Source organism: Roseibium sp. ROS1 (genome assembly GCF_054658215.1).
In genome coordinates this window covers 952997-979353 of record NZ_BAAGIG010000001.1, presented here as the reverse complement: position 1 = coordinate 979353, position 26357 = coordinate 952997, and the positions used below count along the sequence as shown (strand labels likewise).

At 59.6% G+C, this 26357-nt stretch carries 26 protein-coding genes and 1 tRNA gene; 13 read left to right on the top strand and 14 right to left on the bottom strand.

The genetic code is table 11. The features are described 5' to 3' along the window. Positions 1 to 8 precede the first annotated feature (8 nt). The 3 genes from ACYQ6M_RS04355 to ACYQ6M_RS04345 are packed head-to-tail and all read right to left on the bottom strand — an operon-like array spanning position 9 to position 3461. Positions 9 to 1622 (bottom strand): 5-guanidino-2-oxopentanoate decarboxylase, encoded by a 1614-nt coding sequence (locus ACYQ6M_RS04355; RefSeq protein ID WP_460072339.1) that lies wholly within the window; start codon positions 1620 to 1622, stop codon positions 9 to 11. Beyond that, a complete protein-coding gene (locus ACYQ6M_RS04350; protein ID WP_460072337.1) occupies positions 1613 to 2806 on the bottom strand; it encodes a pyridoxal phosphate-dependent aminotransferase in 1194 nt (397 codons plus the stop codon). Before ACYQ6M_RS04350 ends, ACYQ6M_RS04355 begins: the two co-directional genes overlap by 10 nt. A gap of 10 nt (positions 2807 to 2816) precedes the next feature. Continuing rightward, the gene (locus ACYQ6M_RS04345; protein WP_031269085.1) at positions 2817 to 3461 is read right to left on the bottom strand and encodes a TetR family transcriptional regulator C-terminal domain-containing protein; all 645 of its coding nucleotides are present in this window, start codon (positions 3459 to 3461) and stop codon (positions 2817 to 2819) included. Positions 3462 to 3760: 299 nt separating this feature from the next. On the opposite strand from ACYQ6M_RS04345, the gene ACYQ6M_RS04340 reads away from it, so the two are divergent. The 9 genes from ACYQ6M_RS04340 (at position 3761) to ACYQ6M_RS04300 (ending at position 14048) form a co-directional block, all read left to right on the top strand. Further along, complete coding sequence (locus ACYQ6M_RS04340; protein ID WP_031269084.1) at positions 3761 to 4534, top strand: ABC transporter ATP-binding protein; 774 nt, start codon at positions 3761 to 3763, stop codon at positions 4532 to 4534. 76 nt (positions 4535 to 4610) lie between these two features. Then, a complete protein-coding gene (locus tag ACYQ6M_RS04335; RefSeq protein ID WP_023000375.1) occupies positions 4611 to 5390 on the top strand; it encodes a transporter substrate-binding domain-containing protein in 780 nt (259 codons plus the stop codon). Positions 5391 to 5470: 80 nt separating this feature from the next. Then, positions 5471 to 6199 (top strand): ABC transporter permease, encoded by a 729-nt coding sequence (locus ACYQ6M_RS04330; protein ID WP_023000374.1) that lies wholly within the window; start codon positions 5471 to 5473, stop codon positions 6197 to 6199. Between the two features lies 1 nt (position 6200). Further along, positions 6201 to 7016, top strand: a complete 816-nt coding sequence (locus ACYQ6M_RS04325; RefSeq protein ID WP_055655641.1) for an ABC transporter permease — start codon at positions 6201 to 6203, stop codon at positions 7014 to 7016. Next, positions 7017 to 8180, top strand: a complete 1164-nt coding sequence (locus ACYQ6M_RS04320) for a M20 aminoacylase family protein (RefSeq protein WP_206906950.1) — start codon at positions 7017 to 7019, stop codon at positions 8178 to 8180. A 593-nt stretch (positions 8181 to 8773) separates the two neighbouring features. Beyond that, entirely contained in the window at positions 8774 to 9367 is a 594-nt protein-coding gene (locus tag ACYQ6M_RS04315) for a hypothetical protein (protein WP_077292291.1), read from the top strand. Positions 9368 to 9387: 20 nt separating this feature from the next. Further along, entirely contained in the window at positions 9388 to 11364 is a 1977-nt protein-coding gene (locus tag ACYQ6M_RS04310; protein WP_206906949.1) for a caspase family protein, read from the top strand. A 47-nt stretch (positions 11365 to 11411) separates the two neighbouring features. Next, entirely contained in the window at positions 11412 to 13595 is a 2184-nt protein-coding gene (locus ACYQ6M_RS04305; RefSeq protein WP_460072333.1) for a glycosyltransferase family protein, read from the top strand. A gap of 3 nt (positions 13596 to 13598) precedes the next feature. Continuing rightward, positions 13599 to 14048, top strand: coding sequence for a hypothetical protein (locus ACYQ6M_RS04300; RefSeq protein WP_460072331.1), 450 nt, complete (start codon positions 13599 to 13601; stop codon positions 14046 to 14048). Here ACYQ6M_RS04300 and ACYQ6M_RS04295 read toward each other — a convergent pair. The 5 genes from ACYQ6M_RS04295 to ACYQ6M_RS04275 form a co-directional block, all read right to left on the bottom strand. Further along, positions 14039 to 14860 carry a hypothetical protein gene (locus ACYQ6M_RS04295; RefSeq protein ID WP_460072329.1) on the bottom strand — a complete coding sequence of 274 codons (822 nt, stop codon included), beginning with the start codon at positions 14858 to 14860 and terminating at the stop codon, positions 14039 to 14041. The genes ACYQ6M_RS04300 and ACYQ6M_RS04295 overlap by 10 nt on opposite strands. A gap of 5 nt (positions 14861 to 14865) precedes the next feature. Then, positions 14866 to 15993, bottom strand: coding sequence for a hypothetical protein (locus ACYQ6M_RS04290; protein ID WP_460072328.1), 1128 nt, complete (start codon positions 15991 to 15993; stop codon positions 14866 to 14868). Between the two features lie 62 nt (positions 15994 to 16055). Beyond that, the gene (locus ACYQ6M_RS04285) at positions 16056 to 16919 is read right to left on the bottom strand and encodes a glycosyltransferase family 2 protein (protein WP_460072326.1); all 864 of its coding nucleotides are present in this window, start codon (positions 16917 to 16919) and stop codon (positions 16056 to 16058) included. A 193-nt stretch (positions 16920 to 17112) separates the two neighbouring features. After that, the gene (locus tag ACYQ6M_RS04280) at positions 17113 to 17382 is read right to left on the bottom strand and encodes an autotransporter outer membrane beta-barrel domain-containing protein (RefSeq protein ID WP_460072324.1); all 270 of its coding nucleotides are present in this window, start codon (positions 17380 to 17382) and stop codon (positions 17113 to 17115) included. Between the two features lie 73 nt (positions 17383 to 17455). Then, positions 17456 to 17532 (bottom strand) — tRNA-Ile (locus tag ACYQ6M_RS04275). Between the two features lie 257 nt (positions 17533 to 17789). On the opposite strand from ACYQ6M_RS04275, the gene ACYQ6M_RS04270 reads away from it, so the two are divergent. Beyond that, complete coding sequence (locus ACYQ6M_RS04270; RefSeq protein ID WP_296601101.1) at positions 17790 to 18857, top strand: AI-2E family transporter; 1068 nt, start codon at positions 17790 to 17792, stop codon at positions 18855 to 18857. Between the two features lie 150 nt (positions 18858 to 19007). Further along, a complete protein-coding gene (locus ACYQ6M_RS04265; protein WP_460072322.1) occupies positions 19008 to 19745 on the top strand; it encodes an SIMPL domain-containing protein in 738 nt (245 codons plus the stop codon). Positions 19746 to 19842: 97 nt separating this feature from the next. Here ACYQ6M_RS04265 and ACYQ6M_RS04260 read toward each other — a convergent pair whose 3' ends face one another. Beyond that, entirely contained in the window at positions 19843 to 20430 is a 588-nt protein-coding gene (locus ACYQ6M_RS04260) for a GNAT family N-acetyltransferase (protein WP_460072320.1), read from the bottom strand. 176 nt (positions 20431 to 20606) lie between these two features. On the opposite strand from ACYQ6M_RS04260, the gene ACYQ6M_RS04255 reads away from it, so the two are divergent. Then, complete coding sequence (locus tag ACYQ6M_RS04255) at positions 20607 to 21107, top strand: cytochrome b (protein ID WP_460072318.1); 501 nt, start codon at positions 20607 to 20609, stop codon at positions 21105 to 21107. Positions 21108 to 21169: 62 nt separating this feature from the next. On the opposite strand, the gene ACYQ6M_RS04250 is transcribed toward ACYQ6M_RS04255, so the two are convergent. Beyond that, entirely contained in the window at positions 21170 to 22267 is a 1098-nt protein-coding gene (locus ACYQ6M_RS04250) for an NAD(P)/FAD-dependent oxidoreductase (RefSeq protein ID WP_229004564.1), read from the bottom strand. Between the two features lie 194 nt (positions 22268 to 22461). On the opposite strand from ACYQ6M_RS04250, the gene ACYQ6M_RS04245 reads away from it, so the two are divergent. Then, on the top strand, positions 22462 to 23136 hold the full coding sequence (locus ACYQ6M_RS04245; protein ID WP_031268172.1) for a dimethylsulfonioproprionate lyase family protein: 675 nt from the start codon (positions 22462 to 22464) through the stop codon (positions 23134 to 23136). A gap of 22 nt (positions 23137 to 23158) precedes the next feature. Here ACYQ6M_RS04245 and ACYQ6M_RS04240 read toward each other — a convergent pair whose 3' ends face one another. From ACYQ6M_RS04240 to ACYQ6M_RS04225, 4 genes are all read right to left on the bottom strand, one after another. After that, complete coding sequence (locus ACYQ6M_RS04240; protein ID WP_460072315.1) at positions 23159 to 23983, bottom strand: transglutaminase-like domain-containing protein; 825 nt, start codon at positions 23981 to 23983, stop codon at positions 23159 to 23161. 10 nt (positions 23984 to 23993) lie between these two features. Further along, the gene (locus ACYQ6M_RS04235) at positions 23994 to 25103 is read right to left on the bottom strand and encodes a permease (protein ID WP_460072313.1); all 1110 of its coding nucleotides are present in this window, start codon (positions 25101 to 25103) and stop codon (positions 23994 to 23996) included. Next, positions 25096 to 25428 carry an ArsR/SmtB family transcription factor gene (locus ACYQ6M_RS04230; protein WP_075284283.1) on the bottom strand — a complete coding sequence of 111 codons (333 nt, stop codon included), beginning with the start codon at positions 25426 to 25428 and terminating at the stop codon, positions 25096 to 25098. The genes ACYQ6M_RS04235 and ACYQ6M_RS04230 overlap by 8 nt, the downstream gene beginning before the upstream one ends. Positions 25429 to 25572: 144 nt before the next feature. Further along, positions 25573 to 26238 carry a TetR/AcrR family transcriptional regulator gene (locus tag ACYQ6M_RS04225; RefSeq protein ID WP_022997922.1) on the bottom strand — a complete coding sequence of 222 codons (666 nt, stop codon included), beginning with the start codon at positions 26236 to 26238 and terminating at the stop codon, positions 25573 to 25575. Between the last annotated feature and the right edge of the window lie 119 nt (positions 26239 to 26357).

The following is a 26357-nucleotide window of genomic DNA, read 5'->3' as shown; positions in this document are numbered from 1 at the left end:
GCCTCACGTCAGGCTGTCGCCCCGCGCGTGCCTGTTTCGTGGATTTCGATCAGGCTTGGTCCGGACAGGTCTGAAAACCGCTGAAGAGCGGCCCCGAGCTCCGAGACGTCATCAAGACGCACGGACGGCAAACCATAGGCGTCGGCGATCTTGCCAAAATCGGGTGCTGATGGCGTCACGCCTTCCGGTTCAATCCCGCAATCCAGCATGTAGGTGCGGATTTCGCCATAACCGTCGTTGTTCCAGACCAGGAAAACCACCTTGGCTCCGCAATCCCTGGCTGAGCCAATTTCGGCAAGCGAGAACTGAAGCCCGCCATCACCCACAAGGCAGATCACAGGCGTTTCAGGTTCGCCGATGCTGGCACCTATCGCAGCCGGAGGGCCATACCCAAGTGCACCGAACCCTGTTGCCGCGTTGAACCAGCCGTGCGGCCGGCCTGCTTCAAAGGACAAGTTGCCGGAATAGATGGCCTGCGTGCTGTCGCCGACGATGATGCAGCCGGGCAGCGTCTCGCGGATCGTCTCCAGAACGCCGATTTCCGCCTGCATCTTGGGGCTCAACCAGGTTGAAACCGCCTCTCGGCAAGCCTTGGCCCGCGCAGCACCTTCCGCCGCCGTACCGGGACCCTCAAGCAGCGGCAGAAGGTCGTCCAGCAACTGGTCGACACTGGCGAGAACCGGCAGCGCAGCCTCAGGCCCCCGGGCAAGCTGGTCTGCATCGATGTCCACCCGCACCAGATCGGCAAGCTCCGGAAAGCCGCCATCGGCATACATGTCGTAATCCGTCTGTCCCATCTGCGTGCCGAGCGCAATCACCAGATCGGAGGCTGCAAGCAGGTCGCGGACGGCGGCAAGGCTTGGGCTGGCCGGAACGGAGAGCGAATGTCCCGCAAACATGCCCCGCGCGTTGACCGTCGTGATCAGCGGCGCATCAATTCGCTCCGCCAGCAAACGGATCTTGTCTGCGGCAGCAACGGAACCGCCGCCGCACAGGATCGCCGGGCGCTGGGCCTTGCGGCATTTCTCGGCAAGCTCCAGCACCTGTGCCTGAGCCGCCCGCGGGCCGCGGGCCTTTGAGGGACGCAGGTCGCCAACGGCAATCTTTTCAACCATCACATCGGTTGGAATTTCGATATGGACCGGCCCCGGACGCCGCGACTGCAGGATCGCGAAGGCACGGTCCATGACAGCCGGAAGGTCCGAGGGCTCCAGCAACGTGTGTGTCATCAGCGCAAGCGGTGCCATCATGGCGCGCTGGTCCGGCAACTCGTGCAGCTTGCCCCGGCCATGGCCCAGGCTTGCACGTGCATTGACGCCCGAGATCACCAGCATCGGCACGGAATCCTGATAGGCCTGCGCCATCGCGGTGATCGTATTGGTCAGGCCCGGGCCGGTGATCACCAGCGCGACACCGGGTTTCCCGGTCACGCGGGCATATCCGTCCGCCATGAACCCGGCCCCCTGTTCGTGGCGCGGGGTGATGTGGCGGATTTCGGAGGCAGCCAGCCCCCGATAAAGCTCGACCGTGTGCACGCCCGGAATGCCGAAGACGGCTTCCACGCCATTGGCCTCAAGAATATCGATCAGGGCCTCACCGACCGTTTTGGTCACTACGCCCATTTGCGGCTCTCCTCGTCGTCGAGACTGTCCGCAAAGGCCGCGATGCGGTCTGTTGCTTCGGAAAGCGTTTCATCGGCCACCGTCAACGATAACCGGATGAAATTCGTCGCCTGATCGCCGAAGGAGGCCCCAGGCATGACCGCGACCTGCTTTTCCTCCAGCAGCCTTTCGGCAAAGGTGGCACCGTCCAGTCCCGTTGCACTGACATCCACCAGCAGGAACATGCCGGCTTCCGGCATCATGGGCTTAAGGGCGCCATGTCCGGACAAATGCCCGATGATGAGCTTCGCCCGCCGCAGATAACTCTCCCGCATACGCTCGGCAGTGTCGAAATCCCCGGCAATCGCCATGGCTGTCATGTCCGCGATGAACGGCTGTCCGCCAAAAAGCATGGTTTCGGACACCGCCAGCAACCGCGTGCAGAATTCTTCCGGACCGATTGCCCAGCCGGACCGGAAGCCGGGGGCCGCGTGAGATTTGGAGATAGAGGACACCACGATGGTCCGGTCCGCAAGCGCCGGCTGGTCGAAGGGGGAAGCGAAACTTCCCTTAAAGATCAGCTTTTCATACACCTCGTCGCAGACGATCCAGAGGTCGTGCTTGATGCAGACCTCACCGATGGCGGCAATTTCCTCAGCCGTCAGCGTCGCCCCGGTCGGATTGTGCGGCGTATTGAGCAGGAGCACCCGGCTGTCCGGAGTGACTGCCTTCTCAAGATCTTCCGCCTGAAGGTGAAAACCCTTTTCAGGGCGGAGCGGCACCGGCACCATGTGCGCACCGGTCGCGGCAATAACGCCTTCGTAGGTGGCATAGAGGGGATCACCTGCCAGAACGGCGTCGCCTGCCTCCACAAGGCCCAGCATCACCGCAAAAAGGGCAGTCTGCGTGCCTGGGAAACACAGGACGTTCTGCTCGTTCACGTCAGGCCGTCGCTTGCGATATTTTTCCGTCAATGCAGCAACGATGCCCGGCTCGCCCCGACCGTTGGAATAACGGATACGGCCGGCCCTCATCGCCCGGTTGGCTTCCTCGAACAAGGCTTCGTCGGGCAGGATGTCCGGCTCGCCGATCGTCAGCTCGATAACGGGAACGCCCGCAGCCGCCATTTCGCGCGCCTTGATGTGGACAGTCCATTTTCCCGAGCCCAGGTGGGCAAGGCGGTCGGTGATCGACGCATAACGCATAGTCGGTCTCTCAGTTTGAGTGTGGTTTGGCGGCAAGGCTTATTCCGCCAAGCAATGCCTCGACGGACCGGATGGCAACGCCCGGAAGGGGCGTTTCGGAAAAGAGGTGACCCACCAGCGTGCCTTCGATCCACAGACCGTCGATCACGCCGTTGATCGCAATTGCCAGCTCCCGGCACCGCTTTGCATCGGGTGGCTCACCCGATTCGGCCAGCACCTCGGCGACGAGGGTTTCCAGCACAGACCGAAACGCGAGATAGCTCTCAAGGTGAATTTCGGCAAAGGCCGGATCGACGCGCACATGACTGATGAAAGCAGCCCAGAGCGACAACGTCCGTGCGTTGGCAACCGGCGGCGTCAGATTGGCCACGATGAAATCGTGCAGGCGTGCCCTGGGGCTCTGCTGATCACCATCGGCAGCCGCCGCCACTGTGGATGTCATTCCGGTCATGACTTCCCGATAGGCATCCTGCAGCATCTGGTCCTTGCTGGAAAAATAATGGCGGATCAGGCCGGGGGTGACACCGGCGCGTGCCGCGATTTCACGAACGGTCGCGCCGCGCAGACCAAATTCGGAAATGCAATCCAGCGTCGCCCGGATGAGATCCTGACGTCGCTCGGCCTCACTTGCGCGATGGAACGGACGACGGCTCATGACAGGCTCCGGACCGGCAGAAACCCGGGCACTGACGGGTTCGCTCGCGAAGTCAGGCACCATGCTGCAGCCATCGCTTTCGCCTCCCGCGCCATTCTTGTGTCCTCCGCCATGATCTCCGGTCGCCTGACGCACCGGCATCGATTTTTTCGTTATTATACGGTTGAATAATTACGAGACAAGTGCAAAGCTGACAACACTTACCGGGCGGAGAGCTGACGCCGCACCGGCAAAAAAGACGAGGTCAGCGGGGAACAGAAACAACAGTGCACCGGCTCAGGCCGGGCAATGGCGGTAGGATGGAACCAGCGGCGCCAGCCATCGAGGTATGCGACCTCTTTAAACGTTTCGGAGCTCTTGAGGTGCTCAAGGGTGTCTCACTCACGGCCCGGCAGGGCGACGTGATTGCGATCATCGGCGGATCGGGCTCCGGCAAATCAACCTTTCTGCGCTGCATCAACATGCTTGAGATGCCCAGCGCCGGGTCGGTCACCATCCATGGTGAGACAATCGACCTGAAAAACGACGGCCACCATGGCCTGCGCCCTGCCAACCGCAGGCAGATCGAGCGCATTCGCAGCCAGCTTGCGATGGTTTTCCAGAGCTTCAATCTGTGGCAGCATATGACAGTGCTTCAAAATGTGATTGAAGTGCCTATCCACGTTCTGGGCATGAAACGCGACGAGGCCGTCGGCATCGCCGAAACCTTGCTGCGCCGTGTCGGACTGCACGAGAAGCAGGATGCCTATCCGGCCTTCCTGTCCGGTGGTCAGCAGCAGCGTGCAGCAATCGCCCGCGCCCTTGCCGTCCAGCCGCTCGCCATGTTGTTCGACGAGCCGACATCCGCTCTCGATCCGGAACTGGTCGGAGAGGTCCTCGGCGTCATCGGCGATCTGGCCCGTGAACAGCGGACAATGATCCTGGTTACCCACGAGATGAAATTCGCGCGGGAAGTCGCCAGTCACGTCATCTTTCTGCACAACGGCATCATTGAGGAACAGGGCCCGCCGGACCAGGTGTTCGGTGACCCGAAATCGGAGCGGCTGAAGAAATTCATCAGCTCGATCAACTAGACCCTCCCGCAGACGTTTCGCGGGGAGGTCCTGCCGGAAGGTCCGGCACGAGAAGTCTAAAAAACAGGGGAACAGCATGAAACATATTCTGAAGACAGCATTCGCAGCAGCCGCACTGGCCACCACCGCGTTCACCGGCGCCATGGCTGAGGAAGTAAAGGTCGGCGTCGCAGCCGAGCCCTACCCGCCGTTCACCTCTCCCGATTCCAGCGGCAAGTGGATCGGTTGGGAAATCGAATTCATGGACGCGATCTGCGCGGAAGCCAAACTCGACTGCGTCGTCACGCCAGTTGCCTGGGACGGCATCATCCCGGCCCTGACATCCGGCAAGATCGACATGATCATCGGCTCCATGTCCATCACCGAAGAGCGCCTGAAGACCATCGATTTCTCCGACAAGTACTACAACACTCCGACCGGCATCATCGGTGCCAAGGGTGACGATTTCGACGCGACTCCGGAAGGCCTGTCCGGCAAGATCATCGGCGTTCAGGTTTCGACCATTCATGCCGACTATGCCGAAAAGTATTTCGGCGAAGGCGCTGCCGAGATCAAGCAATACCAGACCCAGGATGAAGCCAACCAGGATCTCGCCGCTGGCCGCCTCGACGCCGTCCAGGCGGACGCCATCGCGCTCGACGCCTTCCTGAAGTCCGATGCGGGTGCCTGCTGCGAACTGAAGGGCAACGTCCAGGACGATCCGGCGATCCTCGGTGCCGGCGTTGGCGTCGGCCTGCGCAAGGGCGACACGGAACTGAAGGACAAGGTCAACGCCGCGATCAAGGCGATCCGCGAGAACGGGACCTATGAAACGTTCTCCAAGAACTGGTTCGACTTCGACATCTACGGCGGCTAAGCGGCCGGATCACCCTTAGGAAACCGTCCCGCGCCCTCGGGCGCGGGCGGACACTTTCAAAGCAAGGTTGACCGCTGCCGATGGCTGCCCCTTCCGGATTTCTCAATCTCGATCTGCTCGCCCTGTCGCCACCGGGCTGGGGCGGAGTTCTACTCGCCGGCTTCGCAGCCTCGCTGCAGCTCGCCGTCGGCGGTTTTGGCCTGGGTCTGCTGATCGGTATCGGCGGCGCCTTCGGAAAGCTTTACGGCGGCCCGATCCTGCGCGACCTGCTTGAGGTCTACACCACCGTCATCCGAGCCGTTCCCGAGCTTGTCCTCATCCTGTTGCTTTATTACGCCGGAACAGACGCGGTGAATTCGCTGCTGATGCTGGTCGGTCTGCCAAGGGTCGACATCAGCGGCCTTGCCGCCGGCATCTTCGTCATCGGCGTCGTCCAGGGCGCTTACTCGACCGAAGTCCTGCGTGGTGCCATCAAGGCAGTACCGCCCGGACAGATAGAGGCAGCCCGTGCCTACGGCATGTCGCCCTTCAAGACACTGCGTCGCATCACCCTGCCGGCCATGCTGCCCTATGCCATTCCGGGTCTTTCAAATCTCTGGCTCATCGCCACCAAGGATACTGCCCTTCTGGCCGTGGTCGGCTTCTCGGAACTGACGCTTGTGACCCGCCAGGCAGCCGGCAGCACCAAGGCCTACATGCTGTTCTATTGCGCCGCCGGCGTGATGTATCTCACGCTGACCCTGGTCTCGAACCGCGTCATCGCCCATATCGAAAAACGCGCAAGGCGCGGCATTGCGGGGCCCGTGTGAGATGAGCGAAACCAAGATCACAATGCCCGCCTATGTTCCGCCGCCGCCACGCCGGCTGCTGGAACCGCACAGGATCTTCCTGCTTGCCATCTTTGCAGGCATCGTCTTCTGCGCGATCTGGTTCCTGCGGTGGGACTGGTTGCCGAAATACCAATGGAAGCTGCTCCACGGCATCTGGGAAACACTGTTTCTGCTGTTTTCGACGGCTGCCGTCGGCTTTCTCCTTGCCATAGGCCTGGGCCTTGTCCAGGTCACCGGACCAAGACCGCTCGCCTGGCTGGCACGCGGTTTCTGCACATTGATCCGCGGCACACCGCTGCTTCTGCAACTCTGGCTGCTCTACTACGGCCTCGGCTCGGTGTTCGCGCAGTATCCGGAAATCCGGCAGTCGATGTTCTGGCCCTATCTGCGTCAGGCCTGGCCGTATGGCTTCACGGCCTTGATGCTGTCATTTGCCGCCTATGAGGGGGAAGTGATGCGCGGAGCGTTTGCCGGTGTGCCAAGGGGCGAACTGGAAGCCGCGCGTGCCTTTGGCATGGGCCGCTTCACCATGTTCCGCCGCATCTGGCTACCGCGCGCCATCTACCGTGCCTTGCCGACCTTGAGCGGCGAAACCGTGCTGCAGCTGAAATCGACACCGCTTGTCGCGACCATCACGGTGGTCGATGTCTATGCGATCATTTCAAGAGTTCGGCAGGATACATATCTCACTTATGAGCCTCTACTGCTGCTTGCACTGATCTATATGTGTCTTACCGGGATTCTGGTATTGCTGTTCCGCTTCCTGGAAAACCGTATCCCCAGCCGTGGTGCGTAAATGACCGTTCAGTCGTCCAACTTCCTTCCCGAAATCGTCGCCACAAGGCGCCATCTGCATACGATCCCCGAGATCGGCCTGTCGGAATTCAAGACCTCGGACTACGTCGCCAGTGAACTGGCTGCGATGGGCTACGAGGTTACGCGTGGCCTGGCAAAAACCGGCATTGTCGCAACCCTGCGCAATGGCACGTCTTCGAAAAGCATCGGCATTCGTGCGGATTTCGACGCCCTGCCGATCCTGGAGGAAACCGGGGCGGACTATGCCAGCACCCATCCCGGCGTCATGCACGCCTGCGGCCATGACGGCCACACGGCCATGCTGCTCGGCGCTGCGAAAATCCTCTCGGAACGCAGGCAGTTCGACGGAACGGTACACCTGATCTTCCAGCCGGCGGAAGAAAACTTCGGCGGCGCAAGGCTGATGATGGACGACGGGCTGTTCGAGCGGTTCCCGTGCGATGCCGTATTCGGCCTTCACAATGACCCGAGCCTGCCCTTTGGCCAATTTGCCTTCCGGGACGGCCCGATGATGGCAGCTGCCGACGAGTGCAAGATTACCGTTGTCGGCCACGGAGGCCATGGCGCCGAACCGCAGGCGGCATCCGACCCGATCGTGTGCGGCGCCAGCATCATCATGGCACTGCAGACCATCGCCGCGCGCAACATCCACCCGCTGCAGTCTGCCGTGATCACGGTCGGTGCCTTCAACAGCGGGATCGCCAGCAACGTCATCCCCGAGCGGGCCGAAATGAGCCTGACGGTTCGCGCTTTGGAACCGGATGTGCGCGACGAGCTGGAACGGCGTATCCGCATGATTGCCGAAGGACAGGCCGCCAGCTACGGCATGCGGGCCGAGGTCGATTATGAGCGCGGTTATCCGCCGATGATCAACCACACGGCCGAGACCGGCTACCTGCGTGACCTTGCCAGGCGCTTTGCCGGCGAGGAAAAAGTCACAGACCTCACCCGTCCGTTCATGGGCAGCGAGGACTTTGCCTATTTCCTGGAAGAACGGCCCGGCTGTTACTTCATGCTCGGCACTGCCAGAACCGATCGCGACCCGCCCCTGCATCACCCCAAGTACGACTTCAATGACGACATCCTGCCTATCGGCACGAGTTTCTGGGTGGAGCTGGCGGAAGATTTTCTCTCGAGCAAGTAACGCACGGGAAATCACCACAATTTGAACCTGCCTGCAAACGGAGCGTCTGGTGAAATTTCACCGGCCATACGCCTTCATATTGCCACCGGACGAAAATTCCCGAAATAGTGGGCAGGCCACCTGGTCTGCCCTATCCTGTTGTTTCGCGACAGGAAACCCCGTCTCGGCCGGAGCATTACGCTTCACCTGCGAAATTCAATCGCACACACCTCGGGTCACCACCGCTTCAAAGCTCTCACAGTAGCCCCATTGGGCGGGAAGCCCGATCGCAAGGCAGGCGGTGGCGCGAATTTTTGCTTCACTAAACCTCTGCACTTGATAGGATGTAGTGTGCCGCCGACAATGCAAATTTTATCAATTATCTGATGAAAGTGTCATAGAACGCTAAGTCAGTTTTAAAAATTCGGTGAAGTATGGCAGAGATTACCAAGCGTAAGATGCTCGGTTTCCTATCATTTATTGCGTCAATTTTGGTGGCCTCGCTAACAGGCGCGACAAGTTCGGTCAAGGCCAGTACCCAGGTCCTGAACGATCCTGTCAAGAATACGTCCTGGCAGCTTTCGAACGCACAGCAGATTTTTTCAAGGAGCACGATGCTGCCCTTTGATGAGTCATTTGACCCGTCAGCCGCAGGCAGCAAGCTGGAAAATCCAAACGGCAAGCCGATCACCATCGCCGCTTACGAAAGCGAATCCCCAAGCGTCAAGGCAGGCTCCGGCAAGGAAGCGGTCAGACCGTTTTTCTTGATTCCGAAAGGCGATGGAGAACCGACAACCGTGGCCCGGGAACGAGCCATTCTCGAGCGGTTCCTGAACAACCGTGTTCGGGTCAACAACGCCTGTGAACGCTGCAAGCAGAAGGTATTGCGCGGTATCGAACCCGTTCGATGCATTACCGAAGTTCTGCAGGATCTGGAAAATCGGCTGGCGCGGGAAGCGGAAAACGGAAGCGCCGTTGCACAGTCGGCCCTGCCGATTGTTCGCGAAATGGTCGTCAAAGTCGAGCAGGCCGAAAGTGGCGAAGCAGCTCTTGAAGCGGTTCGCGAAGGCATCAGCAAGGTTCAGCGCATTCAGATCGTCCGGTCCCAGGACACTGTCATCACGAACCTGCAGCAGCAACAGCGAGCTGTCCTGACCGAGACCATCGCGGCGGTCGAAGTCAATCTGGCGTCCATGATTTCAATTTGAGCGGAATGCGGTTCCAAACCATGAAATTGCATTTGGTCCGGCAACTTCTCGAGAGGGTCCTGCTTCTGTCAGGCCTGATACTCGTTGTCTCGGTTTCCTTACCTGAAACCTCACGAGCCCAGCAGCTTGTACCCGACACGCGTATGGCGCTGATCGTCGGCAATTCCAACTACAATGGCGAGAAACTCCCCAATGCACGCAATGATGCGGAGAGTATCGCTGCAACCCTGCAGACCCTTCGCTTCGACGTCACCTTGATCCTGGATGCAACGCAGGAGGACTTCCTGAAGAAGGCCGAAGAGTTCTCCCAGGCAACCATTCGGCGCAACGCGAACGTCGTGCTGGTCTATTACGCCGGGCATGGCGTGCAACTGGCGGGCAAAAACTATCTCATTCCGGTTGATTCACGGATCAGTGACATCGATACGCTTGTCAGCGACAGCATCCATTTCGATGAGCTTCTCAAGCTTGTCGGGCGCAGCAGCGCCTTCAAGATGGTCTTCCTGGACGCCTGCCAGAACAACCCGTTTCAGGATCGCATCAAGAGCCTGGAAGTGGGCCTGGCACCACCGCCGGATGTCAGCGGGTTTCTGATCGGCTACGCCACACAACCGGGCAAGGTTGCCTATGATGGCGCGGGTGACAACAGTCCCTACGCGACGGCGCTCCTGTCCTACATGCACTCCTCCGGACGCGAGGTCCTGTCCGTGCTGGCGGACGTGAACCAGAACGTACGCAAGGAAACCGGTGGCGCCCAGGTGCCTTACGTGCAGTTCTCGGTCAAACCCGATTTCTATTTCAAGCCGGGTCCGGAGTCGGACGGCGACCTGGAAGCGGGCCTGTGGAAGCTGTCGGTGCAGCAGGAAGATCCAAGGCTGATCCAGCTGTACCTGCAGCGCTATCCGGAAGGCAGGTTTGTCGATGAAGCGCAAACGATCCTCGAAAGAGCGCTGAAGGACACGAACGGCGTCCTGCCGACGCCATCGGTCGGCCTCGCAAGTCTGGAAGAGGAAATCTGGTCCAACGCCCTGGCCTCCCGTAACCGGGCCCTGCTGCAATATTACATCGAGCGGTTCCCGGACGGGCAGTATCTGGAACAGGCCAAAACGCTTGTTACCCAGATGATGCCCGACAATCCGAACAATCTGACGCAATCCGAACTGTGCAGGCGGTTCGCCACACACCCGAACGATTCAACCGTTATCTACCGCGGCGTCTCTCTCAACCTTCTGGCAAAGAACTCCGGGGCGGCCATTCATTCCTGCGAGCAGGCCGTCAAGGACTATCCGGATGTGCCGCACTACAAGGCCCTGCTGGCGCGGGCGCGGGCAGCCGCCGGCGATACCAAGATTGCCGTCGATCTCTATCAGCAGGCAGCAGCTGCAGGCGACACAAGGGCACTCGTCAGCCTTGGCCTCCTCTACGAACTCGGCCAGGGGCTGCCCAAGGACCTGTTGAAAGCCCGCGAATTGTTCGAACGCGCCTATGCCAACGGCAGCGCCGACGGGGCCATCAATCTTGCAGTTTCCCTCTATAACGGCACAGGTGGCGCGCGCGACGTTCCGCGTGCAATTACCCTTCTGGAATATGCCTCATCGGAAGGCGCCGCCAGAGCGACCTACAATCTGGGCGTCTTTGCCAAGGAAGGCATTTACAAGACCCCGGAAGACGCAGCGGCCTATTTCGAACTGGCCGCGCAGCAGGGATACGCGGAAGGCGCCCTTGCCGCCGCTGCGATTTACGACGAAGGATTCCACACCGACAAATCACCACAAAAGGCATCGGAACTGTTGCTGTCCGCATTGACGGTGGACAGCGGCGAAACACTTGCGAAGATTTCCTCCGACGCCCGCAGCTGGTCGCGCGATACCATCCTTGAGATCCAGACCAGATTGCAGTCTGCCGGATACTACGAGGGCACGCTGGATGGTGTTCCGGGCCCTCTGTTCAACCGCGGACTGGAGTCCTGGCGGCTCTATGGTGGCTCCCCATCGTGATTTCCGGCAAGATCGATTGATGGATTTCCTGGGGGGCCGACCGGCACATGGAATTTGACGTCCTTTACCTGGCCGACCTGCGCTTTCCCGGCGGGACGTCCACATCGCTCAAATATGATCTTCGCGCCTGCAAGCAAGCCGGATTGAAAGCCGGTATCATACCGCTGTGTTCCCCCTTTTTTTCCCGAAACCGGACCTTGAACGCATCCGTGCTCGCCGAGATCAGGGCTACTGGCACCGTCATTGTTCCGCAGAACGAAAGACCGCGGTCCAGGGTCGCGCTTTTGTATCACCCGACCTTGCTGGACAAACGGGTGCAATGCCGCACCCGTTTCGATGCGGATGCCTGTTACCTTGTCGTGCACCAAACGATACGAAACCGGGACGGACAACGTGCCTTTCCGGCAGATCACTGGTCGGCGCTCATCTCCGACTGGTATGGCCACTCGCTCAAACTCCTGCCGGTGAGCGAGATCGTGCGCGAAGACCTTGTGATGAACGGCCTGTCCCACGCCGCTCACCAGGGTAGCTGGGCCAATCTGATCGATCTGGCCGACTATCCGGAGAAACAATCCCGGGAACCGAAATCCCCTATGGTCATCGGCCGCCACAGTCGCCCCAGCGCCGACAAATGGCCGTCTCTATCGGTCGCCACGACCTGCTATCCCCAATCCACTGACTTTGCCTTCCGCATGATGGGCGTGCCGCAGAGCTTCGTGGGCCAGTTCGAGGAGCTGCCATCCAACTGGCAGGTTCTGCCCTTCTCGAAGGGACCGATTTCCGGATTTCTTCAAGGGCTCGACATCTACTGCTATTTTCATTCCAAAGCGCTGATCGAGTCGTTCGGATATTGTGTGCTCGAAGCCCTTGCCACCGGACTGCCCTGTGTCGTTCCACGCTATATGGAAACCAGTTTTTCCGATGCCTGCCTTTATGCCGAGCCGGACGAAGCACCACTGGTCTATGAGCAGCTTCGAACGGATCCTCAGCTTTATGAAACGACCTCCCGAAAGGCACGCACGTTTGTGGAGGAGCGGTTTGGCCTGGACCAGTTCACCGCGAAATTCGAAAAAATCGCCGAGCCCTCCATCGCCGCCCTGCCTGCCCCGAAAACACGCAGACCTGCCACTGCCCCGGTCGTGCTTACGATCACTTCCAACGGCGTCGGCCTCGGGCATCTCTCCCGGCAGCTTGCCATCGCCAGGGCGATCGGCCCGCGTGCGAATGTCGTTTTCTTCTCGCTTTCCGAAGCAATCGAAATTGCAAGATCCATGGGATACCTAGCCGAATTCCGGCCTTTCCGACAGAGACTGGAATTGGATTTCAAAGCCTGGAACAGCTATTTCTTTCAGGAAATGCGCGAGGCGCTCAGCCACTACAAGCCTTGCCTCACACTGTTTGACGGCAACTTGCCGTACGCAGGTTTCGTGGACGCGGTTGAAAGCTACGGCCGCGCCACCAGCGTCTGGATCCGGCGCGGCCTCTGGCGCACGCCCCAGCCCAACAGCATCTCCCGAGAAGGCTTTTTCGACGCGATCATCGAACCCGGGGAACTCTGCGCGCCTCTGGACGAAGGCTATTCACGCCCCAACCCCAACAGCGTCACCCGGGTCGACCCGGTGTTGATGACGCCAAGAGATCAGCTCTTTGACAGAACCACCGCAAGACGGGCGGTGAACCTGCCGGACGATGCGATCCTTTGTCTCGTGCAACTTGGCTCGGAAGCAAATTTCGACATGTCCCTTCCCCGGGCACGTCTGCTGGAGTTTCTGGACAGGCACCCGCAGGTGATCGCGGTCGACGTCAGGTCCCCGCTTCATTTCGAGGAACACGCGGATTTCCATGAGCGCCTGATGATGCGGAAGGTCTATCCGCTCGGGCAGTATCTGAAAGCCTTCGACTTTGCCGTCTGCGCGGCCGGATACAATACCTTTCACGAAAACATCGCCGCAGCGCTGCCGTCGATTTTCATTCCGAACAGCAACCCGATCATGGATGTGCAGGAGGCCCGCGCCGAATATGGGGCTCGCGCAGGGTGGAACCTCACCTCACCTGCCGAGGATCCATACGCAATCGGAGAGCAGCTTGTGCAGATGCTCGATCCCGATTTCCGCCAATCGCTGGCTCGGTCGTGCCTCAGAAAGTCCGACTGGTGGAACGGTGCGCAGCAGACTGCGCATCTGTTGCAGGCGGTCGCTCAGCTTCCCGCAAATCCTCTGGAGGAGCGTTGAACCGTGTCTTTCAAACGCAGCCTTCGCAAGATCGGACTACGGGTTGCCCTCGGCAGCATCCGGAAACTTGAAACCAACACCAAGCACAGCGCCGCCCTTTTGTCGGAACACCGCAGACAAGGAACAGTCGCGCTTGTCTGGGCGCTCGATGAGGCAGACGATCACCTGTCCAACGCGCTGAAAAGCCAGTTGGAGAAGCTCGCGGAGTTTGAAACGATCGTCGTCGTGTGCCCGCCCAGGTACTTCTCCGCACTTAGAAGCAGAGGCCTCTTTTTCGAAACCCTGCCGATGTCTTCGGATCTTCCCCGTTATGGTGCCTCGGCCAACTGGGACCTCTATCTCGAACGCCGGATAGCCCGCATCCGGGAGGGCTGGTCGCCGGATTTCGAGTTCACCATCGGCACTTCGCCGGAAGGCTATGTTCAATCGCTGCCGAAAGGGGATCAGACATAACCATCCGCTGAAAAGACGGCGGGCTCGGCAAAGGCATAATCGAGCAAGGAGGCTTGATGAAGAGCGTCCCGCATGTGCTCGCCGTTGCCAATCGACCGGAAAGGATCGGCCTCCCGTTCCTGCTTGAAATCCGGGATCAGGCTGAAATCGAAGGCGGACAGTTCGCAGATGCCCTCATACTTCCGCTGCAGGCTGTAAAAGGCGGTCCGGGCCGGTTGGTTGAGATCAGCGCCATAGGAAAGATGCCGAACGTCCAGCCCCGCGGACAGCACCCTTTCCGACAGGAACTGAAACCAGTCGTCAGTGGAACGGGCGTCTTCCAGGAACCCTTCCATCGTTATTTCCGGTTTCAGGGACGTCGTATCGACCCACTTCCAGGCCCCGAGTTGCCGCGCCTTTACGAGAGAGACATATCTGGCAAACCTCTGCCTTGTGAGAAAGGTGCAGGAGCAGTCAAACCGGAACAGAATGTCTTCGATCGACCTGCCGGCCAATTGCTTCGGCAGGATCGAATAGCACAGATAGTCCTGTCCAAGGCGGTCGCAAACCCTGGCGAGGGCACTCAGCATGAAGACCGGATCGTCCCTGAAAAAGTTGGCCAGCGCTCTTGCCTTGCCCGGATCGACCTCAATGCCGCTTTCTTCTTCCAGCATTGCGATGAAGTCCGGCGTCTGGGCTTCAAGACCAAACGGAGACGACGGGTTGAACAGCTCGCCAAGAACGACAGCCTTTTCAAGTCCGTTCCGCATCATGGTCTGGTGCAGATGCGTGCCGCTTCTTCCCGATGAAAGCAGGATGAGATGATGCACCATGGACTTCAGCCTTGCCGAACCTGATCAGGCGTTGCGCCTGAGCACGCTGCCCCGGAAACGTCCCTGTGCCGTGGGGCAAGTTTCAGATCAACAAATTCGACGTCCTGTGCCTTCAGAACCGGGTCTTCGAGGATCAACTGCAACGCTTCATGATCAGAATGGCGAGGGTCCGCAACGTCGACCGCAGGACATTCACCTTCCTCCCGAACCTGCTGATCGCGAACCCGTTGGAACAGAACACCTGTTGCCCCGACCCGGCGCGCAAGACGGACAAAGTCCGGCATCTCGGTGTAGTTTTCCTGCCGGACGACAAAATTCATTTGGAAGGTGTCTATGGCTTTCAGCCTGCGCAAATGGCCGAGAAAAGACAGATTGGGCATGAGCTGAACCAACTGCCTGCCTGGCCGCAGTTCATTATAGGTTTCCGGGGTCGCGGCATCGACAGACACATGAACGCTGCCGACATGCCCCCAAAGATCGAGCCGGTTCCAGACAGCTTCCGTCAGCAGCAGGCCATTGGTGTGGAGGTCCAGCGCCTTTCTCGGCTCCATCTCCGCGCAATAGGTCTTCAGGAAGTTCAGAAAGTGCCGGCTGGCAAAAGGTTCGCCTTCACGGCCGATGGTTATCCGGTCTGCTTTCGCCAGAAAGCGCGCATACGGTTCATTGACAATCCAGTCGAGCCGGTCGGTATCGTATTTTTTCAGTTGAACCGGTTTTGTCGCCCGGGAAGGACAGGCGGTGTTGCTGCTCAAGTCGTGACAGAGGCTGGCGCACGCTGGAGGCTTGTCCAGTCGGGTCCTGCCAGTCTTGATGATCTCCCGATAGTAGGCCACCGCAGGAGACGGGTCTTTTTCCGACAGGATCTCCTCGCGCGCCGGAAGATCGCGCCCTGTGATACGCGGGCATTTCAAATGGCAGCAATGCGAGAAGTCACCCGCAAGGATCGACCGTCGTATGTCCTGGGCTTTGGGCGAGTTCCAGGCGGTTTCAGGATCGTCAGACAGACTGCCGATTGCAGCCGGTTGCCAGGTTGCGGGACAGAAGTGAATGTCCTGGTTCGGCTGGGTTTCAATCCGCTCGAACGGATTGGAACAGAAGCGCTGGCTCAGCCAGGTGTCGTCAGGCCTATCCATGCAGTTTGCCCGGAAAGGTCTTGAACGCGTTCCCGCGTGCGAACGGTGCTTTCATTGACAATTCAGACAGCATCCGCCTTCTCAACCTCCTTGAAGGCGACGGCAACCCGGTCCTTGTCTATCCCCTTGAACGCAAGATACCTGTCCGAAAGCTGAAGCTTCTCCACCTTCTGCAACCGCTGCCGGTCGTCTCCGGCATAGTCGTGACGCATCACTGCGCCGGGCTGATACAGGAACTGCTTCGCATCCGTCTCGCCCAGCATCCGGCAACAAAGATCCATGCCTTCGTGGCCTGCCAGAAGCGGATCAAATCCGCCGTATTTTTCGAAGGCTGACGCCTGCCAGGCGGAAAACCCCTCCGTTGTGGGCGGTGCCGGTTTCAGACTGTCACCGAGATTGTAGTGGTTACCCGTCAATCCGGCACCGGACTTCGGCGCAATGCGTCCGCGCACAGCCTTGGCCCCGCGCTCGATACAGGTGCCGGCAAGCAGATCAAGATCTGCCGCGCCCGTCGATGCATCATCGTCCAGAAACAGAAGGCAGCTCCCCCGCGCGACATAGGCACCGACGTTTCGCGCCGCCGAACAGCCGATATTCTCCGGCAAGCCGAACACCCGAGCCTTGTCCGCATACGGGCCGGATGCCCTCTCAGCGGCTCCGGGCCCATTGCCGACGAAAACCAATTCAACGTCCGGACGGCGGATGAAATCTTCGATACCCCGGCCAACCTCGCAGGCCTCAAGGCTGCTCCGATGGGAAACGACAATCACCGAAACCTTCGTGCCATATATGTTTTGAAGGTTTTCTGTCAGGACGAAGCGATGAATATTCGCGTAGATCTCCTGCAGGCAGGCGGAAACGGCATGCTGCGCCTTTGCAAATTCGCCGTTCTCGAAATGCCCTGTTGCCTGCGTGTAGGAAGCCAAACTCACGTTCCCGTTCATGCCCGATCATGAAGCCCGTCGAGTGTGTACACATCCGTTCATCGTTGCAGCACGTGGCTGACTTGATCGACGATGTGGCCCACGTAGGGCTCCCTCAGGCCGTCCGAATAAAGCTAAGCGCCTAACATGGCCTCGTCCAGCATCGCGGGGCATCTTTCGTTCCCGGTAGCCATTTCTAACGGGATCGACAAGACCGCATAAACCCATGCCTGCCTCCTTGGAACCTTGCCCTGAGTTTCGCCGCGAAAGTCTGGTCCTGCTGGCGCTCACCGAAGGAGCCGGTGTAGTCGGCAGTGATGTTGAGGTTGTCAGTCACACCGAAATTCAGCCCCGCATCAACAAGCGCCACATCCCGGTCCAGCGCCGCACCGGTGATCGAGAACGGCGAACTGCCGGTCCTCCCCAATGCCGCAACAGTGCCAGGCAGACGCCGGCGATTGAGCAAATCCGGGACTTCACATCAGCAGAAGAGCACCAGCTTTCTTCGGCTGCCAAATACGAGTGGGAGAAAAGAAAAATGGTGGGCCCGGAGGGACTCGAACCCCCAACCAATCCGTTATGAGCGGACGGCTCTAACCAATTGAGCTACAGGCCCACGGCAGGGCGAAGCCTTTGCAAGGCCCTGCGTCTGGTTCCCTATACCATGGCCAATCTCCGGGGCAAGTGCTTTGCAACGGCAGGGTGAAAAAGGTTGGGAAACTGGCGCGGTGGAAGCGTTTCTCAGGAGGTCTGGATCGCCTTGATGGAAAAAGCGGTTCCGTTCGCCTGCGCCATCGGGTCTAAATGAGGCAGCCGGGCCTTTGACGAGTCGCCCGGGGAACAGACCTGCCAAACTCGCCCGCCGGAGCCACCATGCGATCACCGCTTCTCACTGCCACGCTGAGTGTCCTGCTTGTGTGCATGATCGGCTGGCTGCTGGTGGTCGGGCGGTCCCTCATCCTGCCGTTCGTGATCGCGCTGATCGTCTGGTACATGATCAACTCGCTGGCACATGTCTTTGCGCATATTCCGCTTGGCCGCTGGCGCCTGCCCCGTTTGGTGTCGTTTTCACTGGCGCTGCTGACGATCTTCTTTGCCAGCACCGTGGTGCTCGACATCGTGACCGTCAATCTCACCCAGCTTGCACTGGACGCACCAACCTATCAGCGGCGGCTGGAAGAACTCTTCACCCAGGCATCCACCCAACTGCACCTTAATGATCCAATCGAGTTGAAGGACCTTCTGCCCGATTCCATCGTGCCGCGCATGGTGACCGCGGGGGCGAGTCTGGTGACGACGCTGGCCGGGTCGGCCAGTCTTGTGTTCATCTACGTCCTGTTCCTGGTGCTCGAGCAGTCGACATTCGACCGCAAGTTCGAACGCCTGTTTCCTTCGCCCGAGCGGGCGGAAGCCGCGTTTGCCATGCGGGCCGAGATCAACCGCTCGATCATGCATTATTTCTCGATCAAAACCGCCGTCTCCGTTGCCACGGGCGTTTTGACCAGCCTTGTTCTGATCGCCATCGGCCTGCCTTACGCGGCCTTGTTCGGCTTCATCGCCTTTCTGCTCAACTACATTCCAACCATCGGTTCGCTGATCGGCGTGATCTTTCCCAGCCTCCTGGCGGTGGTCTATTACGACACGCTGGGTCCCTTCATCGCGATTGCGACGGGCCTCGGCCTCATCCAGTTCACCATCGGCAATCTGGTCGAACCGCGCCTGATGGGATCCAACCTCAATCTGTCAGGCCTTGTCATCATGTTGTCGCTGGCCTTCTGGGGGGCGATCTGGGGTGTTGTCGGCATGGTTCTGTGCGTCCCGCTGACGGTGATGATCGTGATCGTCTGCGCCCGTTTCGAAGGTTCCAGGCCGATTGCGATTCTGTTGTCGCAGACCGGCGAGGTCGGCGGCCTGTCGGGCAAGACCGGCAGCACGGGTTAGGCCTCCGGGAAAGATTTTCAAACGACCTTCGAGGACATCTGCCGGGTTTTGCCGATGAACGGCAGATGAACACAACCGTCATTACGCCGCCGCAATCACAAGCGAGTGTCCGGCCATCGAACAAACTGTTTCCATCAAGGATAAGTTCATATGAATGCCCCTCTTTTCCCCTCCGTCTCCCTGCTGCGCAAGGCTGTTCTGGCCGCTGGCCTCAGTGCCGCGCTCGTGAGTGCCGCACCGGCTGTCGCGCAGGATTCCCCGGCGCCGGCCGGCACGATCACCATGCAGGGCCGCGGTGCAGTTTCCGTTGCCCCCGACATGGCCGTCATTTCCGCAAGCGTCGTCACCACCGGCAAATCCACTGCCGACGTTCTGGCTGAAAACAGCGCCGCAATCGCCAAGGTCATTGAAGCGGTGAAAGCAAACGGCATCGAAGCCAAGGATATCCAGACCAAGGGGTTCGGCATCTATCCGCGCTACGATCACTCCAAGAATTCCAGCAGCCAGCCGGATATTGCCGGTTATGAGGTTCGCAACGGCGTTGAGGTCAAGATCCGCGATCTGGCCAAGCTTGGCGGGCTGTTGACGCTTGTCGTCGAAAGCGGTGCAAACTCGGTCGATTCCATCCGCTTTGAAGTCAGCAATGCCGACGAGATACTGGATGAAGCCCGCAAGAAGGCCGTCGAGGACGCTCGGCACAAAGCAGGCATCTTTGCAGCCGCTGCCGGTGTCGATCTCGGCACCATTGCCGACATCACGGAAACCGGCACCGAAATGCCGCGCCCGTACATGATGCGCGCCGAGGGCATGATGATGGCCAAATCCGCCGATGTGCCGATCGAGGAAACCATCAGCGCGAATGTCACCATCCGCTGGACGCTGAAGTAACCACGCGCGGGAAACAAAAAACCGGGGGCTGGTTTCCAGGCCCCGGTTTTCTTTTGTCCAAAACTTCGTTCACCGGTCAGCGGGCTGCCGGGTTCCCTCAAAGGTTCCGGTGCCAAACCTGCATCGGCTTGTCGGTTTCTTCGTTCTCGCCGACATCGCGCCAGGGAAACGTCACGACGACACCCTCCAGCTTTTCGTAACCGCGCTTGCGCCAGAACGGATCGAGCGGGGCGTAGTCTACCGGCTTCAGCGGGTGCGTGTCCGGGCGGATCACCGCACAGAAGGCTGCTTCACCGAAACCGAGCCGCCTGGCGTGCGCTTCGCGCTCGTCAAAAAAGCGATGGCCGATGCCCTGGCCGCGGAAGGCAGGATCCAGAACGGATTCGGCCATGTAGAAGACGTTTTCCGGATCCAGTCCCTGCTTGAGGAAAGGGGTCTTGAAAGCCTCCAGTTCGGCTCCGAGAGGCTCACCTGTCGCCGCGCCAACCAGCCGGCTGCCGTCATATGCACCGACAATCACCGCGCCCTCCGTCCGGGCATAGCGTTGCAGGTATCCGGCTTCGTACTCCAGAGACCCCTCATAGAGATATGGCCAGCTGCGGAAGACGGATATCCTCAGGCGCGCAAGATCGTTCAGCGCAGCTGTCAACTCCTCGCCCGTCAGCGTTCTGATCTCAGCTGGCATGATGCCTCCCGTCCTTCAAAAACCGCCTGACCGCTGGGCACAGGTCCGTTTGTTTCAATTGTCGCAAATCCGCCTGGACCTGTTACCAAATAGTACAAATCCCCGATACCTCTGCCTGCCCTGGCATGGCACTAATATTTGGCATTTCTTTTCTTTGCGAGGAGCCAAAGCGCGCCATGTCCACGACACAGCCAGCGTCCTACAGTCCGATCCATATCATTCTGCACTGGGTGATCGCCGCCCTGATTCTGTTTCAGCTGATCTTCGGCGAAAGCATGGGCGATCTGAAGCACGTGCTGCGCGACGGCGGCGTGCCGGATGCAGCAACCGCCTTTCTGGCCAATGCCCACATCTGGGTTGGCATTGCCGTTCTGGCCTTGACTGTCATCCGTCTTCTGGTGCGAGCAAAATTCGGCGTCCCTGCCCCGCTCCCCACTTCAAGAGTCCAGGAACTGGCCGCCAGGGGTGTCCACGGCCTGCTCTATCTGCTGATGTTGCTGGCACCGATCACCGGACTTCTGGCCTGGTACGGCGGCATCCACACTGCGGAAGAAATCCACGAATTGAGCAAGCCGTTCTTCATCGTGCTGATCGCACTGCATGTGCTGGGAGCGCTCTACCATCATATTGCCCTGAAGGATGGCATCATGATGCGGATGGTATCTTCCCGGCACTAGCCGAAACAGAAAAGGCTCCGGCAATCTCGCAAGCCGGAGCCTTCTTTTTTACGCCGGATGACTTAATCGCGTGCTTCCAGCCACACGCGCGCAGCGTCCATGTCGTTGCCTGTAAAGCCTTCCGCCAGTTTCTGCCCCACGACGGCACCAAACTTGTAGCCATGTCCGGAACAGGCCGAGACCACAGTGGTCTTGCCTTCGCTCATTGCGAAGAAATGCTCGTCTGAGGTGAAGGTGTAGGCACAGGTGACGACGTCATCGACGCGGTATTCCTTGATCCGGCCGAACGGCGGAGAGAAATAGTCGCGCAGGGTCTCGCCTTCGCCTGCAACCGGCGTCCGATCCTGGTTCGGCGGAGCCTTGTACTTGTGAATACCCGCCCCGAACTTGAGGCCGGTTCCGGCGACCGGAGGCAGGATGTAACCGTCGATCGGCCCGCCCGGATCGAGAATCGCCGGCGATCGTTCCCAGGCCTCGCGCAGATCTTCAGGCGGCGTCAGATAGACAACCGCTGTCCGGTAAGTCGTCAGGCTGATGTCCAGCTTCGGAAAAAGCCCCAGCGTCCAGGCACCGGCCGTCACGATCACATGCTCTCCGGAGACCGTGCTGCCATCGGCAAGGGTCACCGTGCCCGCGGATGTGTCGACGGCAGTCACCTGTGCGTTTTCGCGCACATCAGCTCCTTTGGCGATCAGCCAGTCGCGCACCCCGGCGGCAATTTTCTGGCACAGCAGAACGCCGCCCTCGTCGCTGACAGCGCCGTAACGGATCGTCGCCGGATCAACGAAGGGAAACCGTTTCGCCGTTTCTTCCGGTGTCAGGTCCTCGAACGGATAACCGCCCTCGACCAGACCGTCCCGATAGACCTCGCCGCCATCGCCCGGTTCCTGCGACAACAGCATGAATCCCGTTTCGGCGAGGTGCTTCTCACCCAGGTCGTCCCACATTTCGTCCCATGCAGCGTAGGCATCGCCGATGCGGCGCTGATAGCCGCCCTGGCCGCCATAGGCCCGGCGGATGATACGGTGCTGGTCACCGGATGCCGAAAGCGGGTTGGGGATTGGCCCCTGTTCCAGAAGCGTGACGGGCACGCCTCGTTTTGTCAGGGCCCAAGCGGTGGAAAGTCCGGAAACACCGGCTCCAACAATCACAACTGTCATGAATTCTGTCCTGCGGAATGGAGGGCCAGATTATCTGCCTGTCCGGCGAGCGCAAGAGACGTTCTGACGCAAACCGCGCATGACGGTTATGTATTTTCGGTTGCCGTAAAGAGAGAAGCCGCTACGCTCCGTTCCGATAGGCTCAGGCCGATCGTGATCAGAGTGCGGGAGGACAAGCCGTGCTGGAAAATAACATGTCGGAAGAACAGCCTCTGGCCAGCCGCCGCCTCGCCGAGTTCCCGGACTGGGGCTATCTTTTGCGGGAATTCTACGAGGCCTACCGGTTCCTCTCGTCCGGTGGCAGCGACAAGATCCGGGCACATCAGCGCGCGGTGCGCGAGGCAATTGGGCGGGTGCTGAAATCCGATCCGGAAATGCGCTTCGATGCCCCGGCCCACAAACCCGTGACGGCACATCTCCGGCGTGCCCTTGACGAGGGCAAGCAGGAGCGAACCGCTCCGCTGGTGCGCGCCATCGAAAGTGTCCGGGACCATCTCATCTGGCAGTATGGCTACGAGAAAGTGCCGCGCGGCCTCGACAAGACGTATGCCTACGCGGAAATCTGCGGACCGAATGGACCGGTTCTGACGACGGACGTCATTCTGGGCCTGGTCCTGTTCGCACCGGGCTGTACATATCCGGCCCACGCGCACAGCGGCATATCGGAAAGCTATATCTGCGTTTCAGGAGCGGTTTCGGAAAATCACCAGGGGGTCTATGCCCCCGGGTCGATGATCTTCAACCCGCCGGAGCATATGCACCGGATCACCGTGTCCAAACTGGAGCCGGCACTTCTGGCCTGGGCCTGGATCGGCCCGCCGGAACGCCTCGCCAACCAGAAGATGGTCTTCAGCCGCAAGAAGGGGTGAGAGACCTCCTCCCCTGGCGACGTCAGACGATATCCCGTCGGATCGTGATCTCCGCCTTTTCCAGCCCGTCCGGCGAAAGCCAGACGGGCTCTGCAATCAGTTTTTCGCAGAAGATCCCCAGTTCGGGAAATGTCAGCCCCATGGAATGGGCCAGCGCGACCCGGTCACCCGGCTTCGGGTTGAGACCGCAACAGATCTCCCGTGTGCCCATCTTCAGGTGATGGGCAATGTCCCACTCCAGCACCACACCCTGATGCCGTGTCACCACCCAGCAGTGCATGTCGTCGCAGCTGCCGTTCTTTTCTTGCGGGAAAAAGTATCCGGTCACGTAACCGGCTTCGAAGCCGGCGGCACGCAGGCTGGCGATCAGGTAGGTGTTGATGTCGACGCAGGACCCTTCGGTCAGCCCGCACGACAAATAGGGCACTTCTTCATGCCCCTCGTTGAAACGAACCTGAGGATGGGCATAGCGGAACTTTTCGGCCGCCGCGTTGACGAGCGCCTGAATGGCGGCGTGACCGTCGGGCTGACTGTCGGCAATGTTGATCGCATCATAGACGAGATCTTGAGCTGCCCGGGTAAAACGGTTGCGCAGTGGCGCAAACACTGCATCAGGATAGCCCGACCCTTCGTCGCGGTATTCGTAATTCACCACAACGTCTGCCCCGGGTTCCACCGACACCACGGCCACCATCTGGCCGGTAGTGATTTCTCCGGCCAGGCCCAGCTTTCCGCCCCTGATCTCGAAACCGACCGGCATCTGGTGTGGCGTCGGCAAGCCGACCGGCACCAGCAGTTTGTGGCGAGCCTCATCCGCTCTGACCGTGACAGAAACGTTCGTACGCATTGTCACTCCCTCAAAAGATCAGCTGGAAAACAAGACCGGACAGCACCGCACCCGCAAATCCCAGACCGATGTAAGCGGCAAAGACCTGCGGCCTGACCAGTGACCAGACGGCAGCCATTGCCGGGATCGAGCTGACAGCGCCCGCAATCATGAACGCCATCGCGGCACCGGCGCTCATGCCCTGGTCCATCAGACCAGCCAGAAGTGGCGGCGCCACGTAGCTGTTGAGATAGGCAGGCATGCCGATCAAAGCGGACAGAAGAATTGCCCCCAGCCCGTCGCCGCCAACAGCCTGCGCAATCAGGTCTGCGGGGACATAGGTGACGAGAGCTGCTTCCAGCACATACGCCAGTGCCAGCCACTTGATCAGAAACAGTGCATTGGCTTTCAGTTCGACCCGGAACTTGTCGGTGCGCTCAGTCTCTTTCCAGATTTGCCAGACCGGCCGCCCTGTCTTCGCAGAAGCGCCACAGTCGCAGCCACCGGTCGCCGCCCCGATTTTCACCGGATTGGCCAGAAAGCCGCTACGCAGCGCAAGTGCGACGGAAAAACCGCCAAAAAGACCCAGCGCCACCGCAAAGACCGCCTTGCCGACGGCAAAGGGCCATCCCAGTGCACCGGCAGTGATCAGCAATGTCGGCGGGTCAATCAAGGGAGAGGACAGCCAGAACGCCATGGTGGCTGACAACGGCGCACCAACCGCCAGAAGACCGGCAATGAACGGGATGACTTCGCAGGAACAGAACGGTGCGAGACCACCAAACAGGGCTGCGAGAAAGATTGCCTGTGTCTCGCGTCCCTCGAACGCACGTCCGACGAACGCCTCTGCGCCGGCCGCCTTGAGCCAGGCGATCAAAGCAACGGCAAAAGCAATATACGGCAATGTGCCCGCGAAGGCGGAGAGCGCGAAGGTTACGAAAGCGACGAAGTGCGGCTGGTCCAGTACCAGCACAAGCAACGGACCGCCGACGACAATCGTCCAGGTCGACAGAAGGTATTTCGAAACGGCGAGAGACTTCAGGGACCATTTCGAAGCCGGCGTGCTGCAGCAGGCGGTCTTCGGAGCGCAACAGCTTGCGCCGCCGCCACTCGGCTGAAGGTTGTTCATCGCATCAGACATCGGCGGGCTCCTTTTGCGAGGATGGGCACTCACAACCCTTTTCGTCCACGCAGCACTCTTTCAGGATGTAACCGGCAAGGTTTTCCAGATGGCCATAGGCTGCCCGGTTGATGACCGAGCGGCCGTCCTTTTCCTGGGACACCAGGCCTGCCGAGGCGAGAAACTTCAGATGATGCGCAAGCGTTGACGCAGGCATGCCCGTGCGGGTCTGAATATCGCCGACCGTCAAACCACCCTGCCCGGCTTTCACCAGGGTCAACACCACCTGCAACCGGGCTTCCGAGCCCAGTGCCGCAAACCCTTGCGCTGCAATTTCCAGATCCATCTGCGCCTCATTTAATATAACTATATTTCTAGTTATATAGTTTCTTTAGCGCTGTCAATTGCCGCCACAGGTTGAGCAGCCTCCGGATCGGGGGAGGAAACGAGAAGGTGGGTACAGAAGAAGAGCCTTGCTGGCGCTCGAACATCAGGCAGCGACGAAACGCATTACCGTTTCGCAGACATCGCCCTTGAGGGAAACCTGACCGGATGCCGACTGCAATTCCGGACCGAACAGCATGGAGAAGGTCGTTGCATTGGAGACGTTGAAAAAGCTCATGGCCGAGATCAGCCAATGGATCCTCAAAGGCGTCAGGCCATCGCGGAAGACGCCTTCGGCCACCCCTTTTGCATAAATGCCGGCAATTTGGGAAATCGCCGCTTCGTTCAGGCTTTTGATCTCGTCCGACTGCTCGAGATAGCGGCCATGATGAATGTTTTCGATCATGACCAGACGGATGAACGCAGGGCTTTCGCGATGGTGATCGAAAGTGAAGGCTACAAGCCTCGACAGTGCATCCCTTGGCGGCAAATGGTTCAGCTCCAGCTGTTCTTCGCCTTTGCGCACCTTCTTGTAGGCCGCTTCCAGAGCCTTGAGGTAGAGGCTCTCCTTGTCGCCGAAATAATAATAGATCATGCGCTTGGATGAGCGCGTCTTGGCCGCGATTTCATCCATGCGCGCACCGGAAAGACCGTTCGCGGAGAATTCCTCCAGGGCGACGGCCAGGATATTCGCACGCACTCCCTCCGGGTCCTGCTTCCAGCGACCCCGCGAAGAATTTTTTTCCGGCAGCTCAGACTCATTGATCGACATGCCTTTTTCTAAACCAGCCCGAGCCGGGTTACCAGTCCAAATTAACCGGGCAGTACATTTCGCTTGACTGAATTAACTGGTTAGTACATTTTGAAAATCAGGAGATGCGGTCTCCAGGC

What these genes read in the sequence shown, in the direction of transcription:
- ACYQ6M_RS04320 (WP_206906950.1), top strand. Translation starts at nt 7,017, where the DNA reads ATGACCGTTCAGTCGTCCAACTTCCTTCCCGAAATCGTCGCCACAAGG.
- ACYQ6M_RS04260 (WP_460072320.1), bottom strand. Translation starts at nt 20,430, where the DNA reads ATGCCAGCTGAGATCAGAACGCTGACGGGCGAGGAGTTGACAGCTGCG.
- ACYQ6M_RS04270 (WP_296601101.1), top strand. Translation starts at nt 17,790, where the DNA reads ATGCGATCACCGCTTCTCACTGCCACGCTGAGTGTCCTGCTTGTGTGC.
- ACYQ6M_RS04305 (WP_460072333.1), top strand. Translation starts at nt 11,412, where the DNA reads ATGGAATTTGACGTCCTTTACCTGGCCGACCTGCGCTTTCCCGGCGGG.
- ACYQ6M_RS04225 (WP_022997922.1), bottom strand. Translation starts at nt 26,238, where the DNA reads ATGTCGATCAATGAGTCTGAGCTGCCGGAAAAAAATTCTTCGCGGGGT.
- ACYQ6M_RS04265 (WP_460072322.1), top strand. Translation starts at nt 19,008, where the DNA reads ATGAATGCCCCTCTTTTCCCCTCCGTCTCCCTGCTGCGCAAGGCTGTT.
- ACYQ6M_RS04345 (WP_031269085.1), bottom strand. Translation starts at nt 3,461, where the DNA reads ATGAGCCGTCGTCCGTTCCATCGCGCAAGTGAGGCCGAGCGACGTCAG.
- ACYQ6M_RS04250 (WP_229004564.1), bottom strand. Translation starts at nt 22,267, where the DNA reads ATGACAGTTGTGATTGTTGGAGCCGGTGTTTCCGGACTTTCCACCGCT.
- ACYQ6M_RS04290 (WP_460072328.1), bottom strand. Translation starts at nt 15,993, where the DNA reads ATGGATAGGCCTGACGACACCTGGCTGAGCCAGCGCTTCTGTTCCAAT.
- ACYQ6M_RS04325 (WP_055655641.1), top strand. Translation starts at nt 6,201, where the DNA reads ATGAGCGAAACCAAGATCACAATGCCCGCCTATGTTCCGCCGCCGCCA.
- ACYQ6M_RS04235 (WP_460072313.1), bottom strand. Translation starts at nt 25,103, where the DNA reads ATGTCTGATGCGATGAACAACCTTCAGCCGAGTGGCGGCGGCGCAAGC.
- ACYQ6M_RS04355 (WP_460072339.1), bottom strand. Translation starts at nt 1,622, where the DNA reads ATGGGCGTAGTGACCAAAACGGTCGGTGAGGCCCTGATCGATATTCTT.
- ACYQ6M_RS04245 (WP_031268172.1), top strand. Translation starts at nt 22,462, where the DNA reads ATGTCGGAAGAACAGCCTCTGGCCAGCCGCCGCCTCGCCGAGTTCCCG.
- ACYQ6M_RS04255 (WP_460072318.1), top strand. Translation starts at nt 20,607, where the DNA reads ATGTCCACGACACAGCCAGCGTCCTACAGTCCGATCCATATCATTCTG.
- ACYQ6M_RS04335 (WP_023000375.1), top strand. Translation starts at nt 4,611, where the DNA reads ATGAAACATATTCTGAAGACAGCATTCGCAGCAGCCGCACTGGCCACC.
- ACYQ6M_RS04230 (WP_075284283.1), bottom strand. Translation starts at nt 25,428, where the DNA reads ATGGATCTGGAAATTGCAGCGCAAGGGTTTGCGGCACTGGGCTCGGAA.
- ACYQ6M_RS04310 (WP_206906949.1), top strand. Translation starts at nt 9,388, where the DNA reads ATGAAATTGCATTTGGTCCGGCAACTTCTCGAGAGGGTCCTGCTTCTG.
- ACYQ6M_RS04315 (WP_077292291.1), top strand. Translation starts at nt 8,774, where the DNA reads ATGCTGCCCTTTGATGAGTCATTTGACCCGTCAGCCGCAGGCAGCAAG.
- ACYQ6M_RS04350 (WP_460072337.1), bottom strand. Translation starts at nt 2,806, where the DNA reads ATGCGTTATGCGTCGATCACCGACCGCCTTGCCCACCTGGGCTCGGGA.
- ACYQ6M_RS04330 (WP_023000374.1), top strand. Translation starts at nt 5,471, where the DNA reads ATGGCTGCCCCTTCCGGATTTCTCAATCTCGATCTGCTCGCCCTGTCG.
- ACYQ6M_RS04295 (WP_460072329.1), bottom strand. Translation starts at nt 14,860, where the DNA reads ATGGTGCATCATCTCATCCTGCTTTCATCGGGAAGAAGCGGCACGCAT.
- ACYQ6M_RS04240 (WP_460072315.1), bottom strand. Translation starts at nt 23,983, where the DNA reads ATGCGTACGAACGTTTCTGTCACGGTCAGAGCGGATGAGGCTCGCCAC.
- ACYQ6M_RS04340 (WP_031269084.1), top strand. Translation starts at nt 3,761, where the DNA reads ATGGAACCAGCGGCGCCAGCCATCGAGGTATGCGACCTCTTTAAACGT.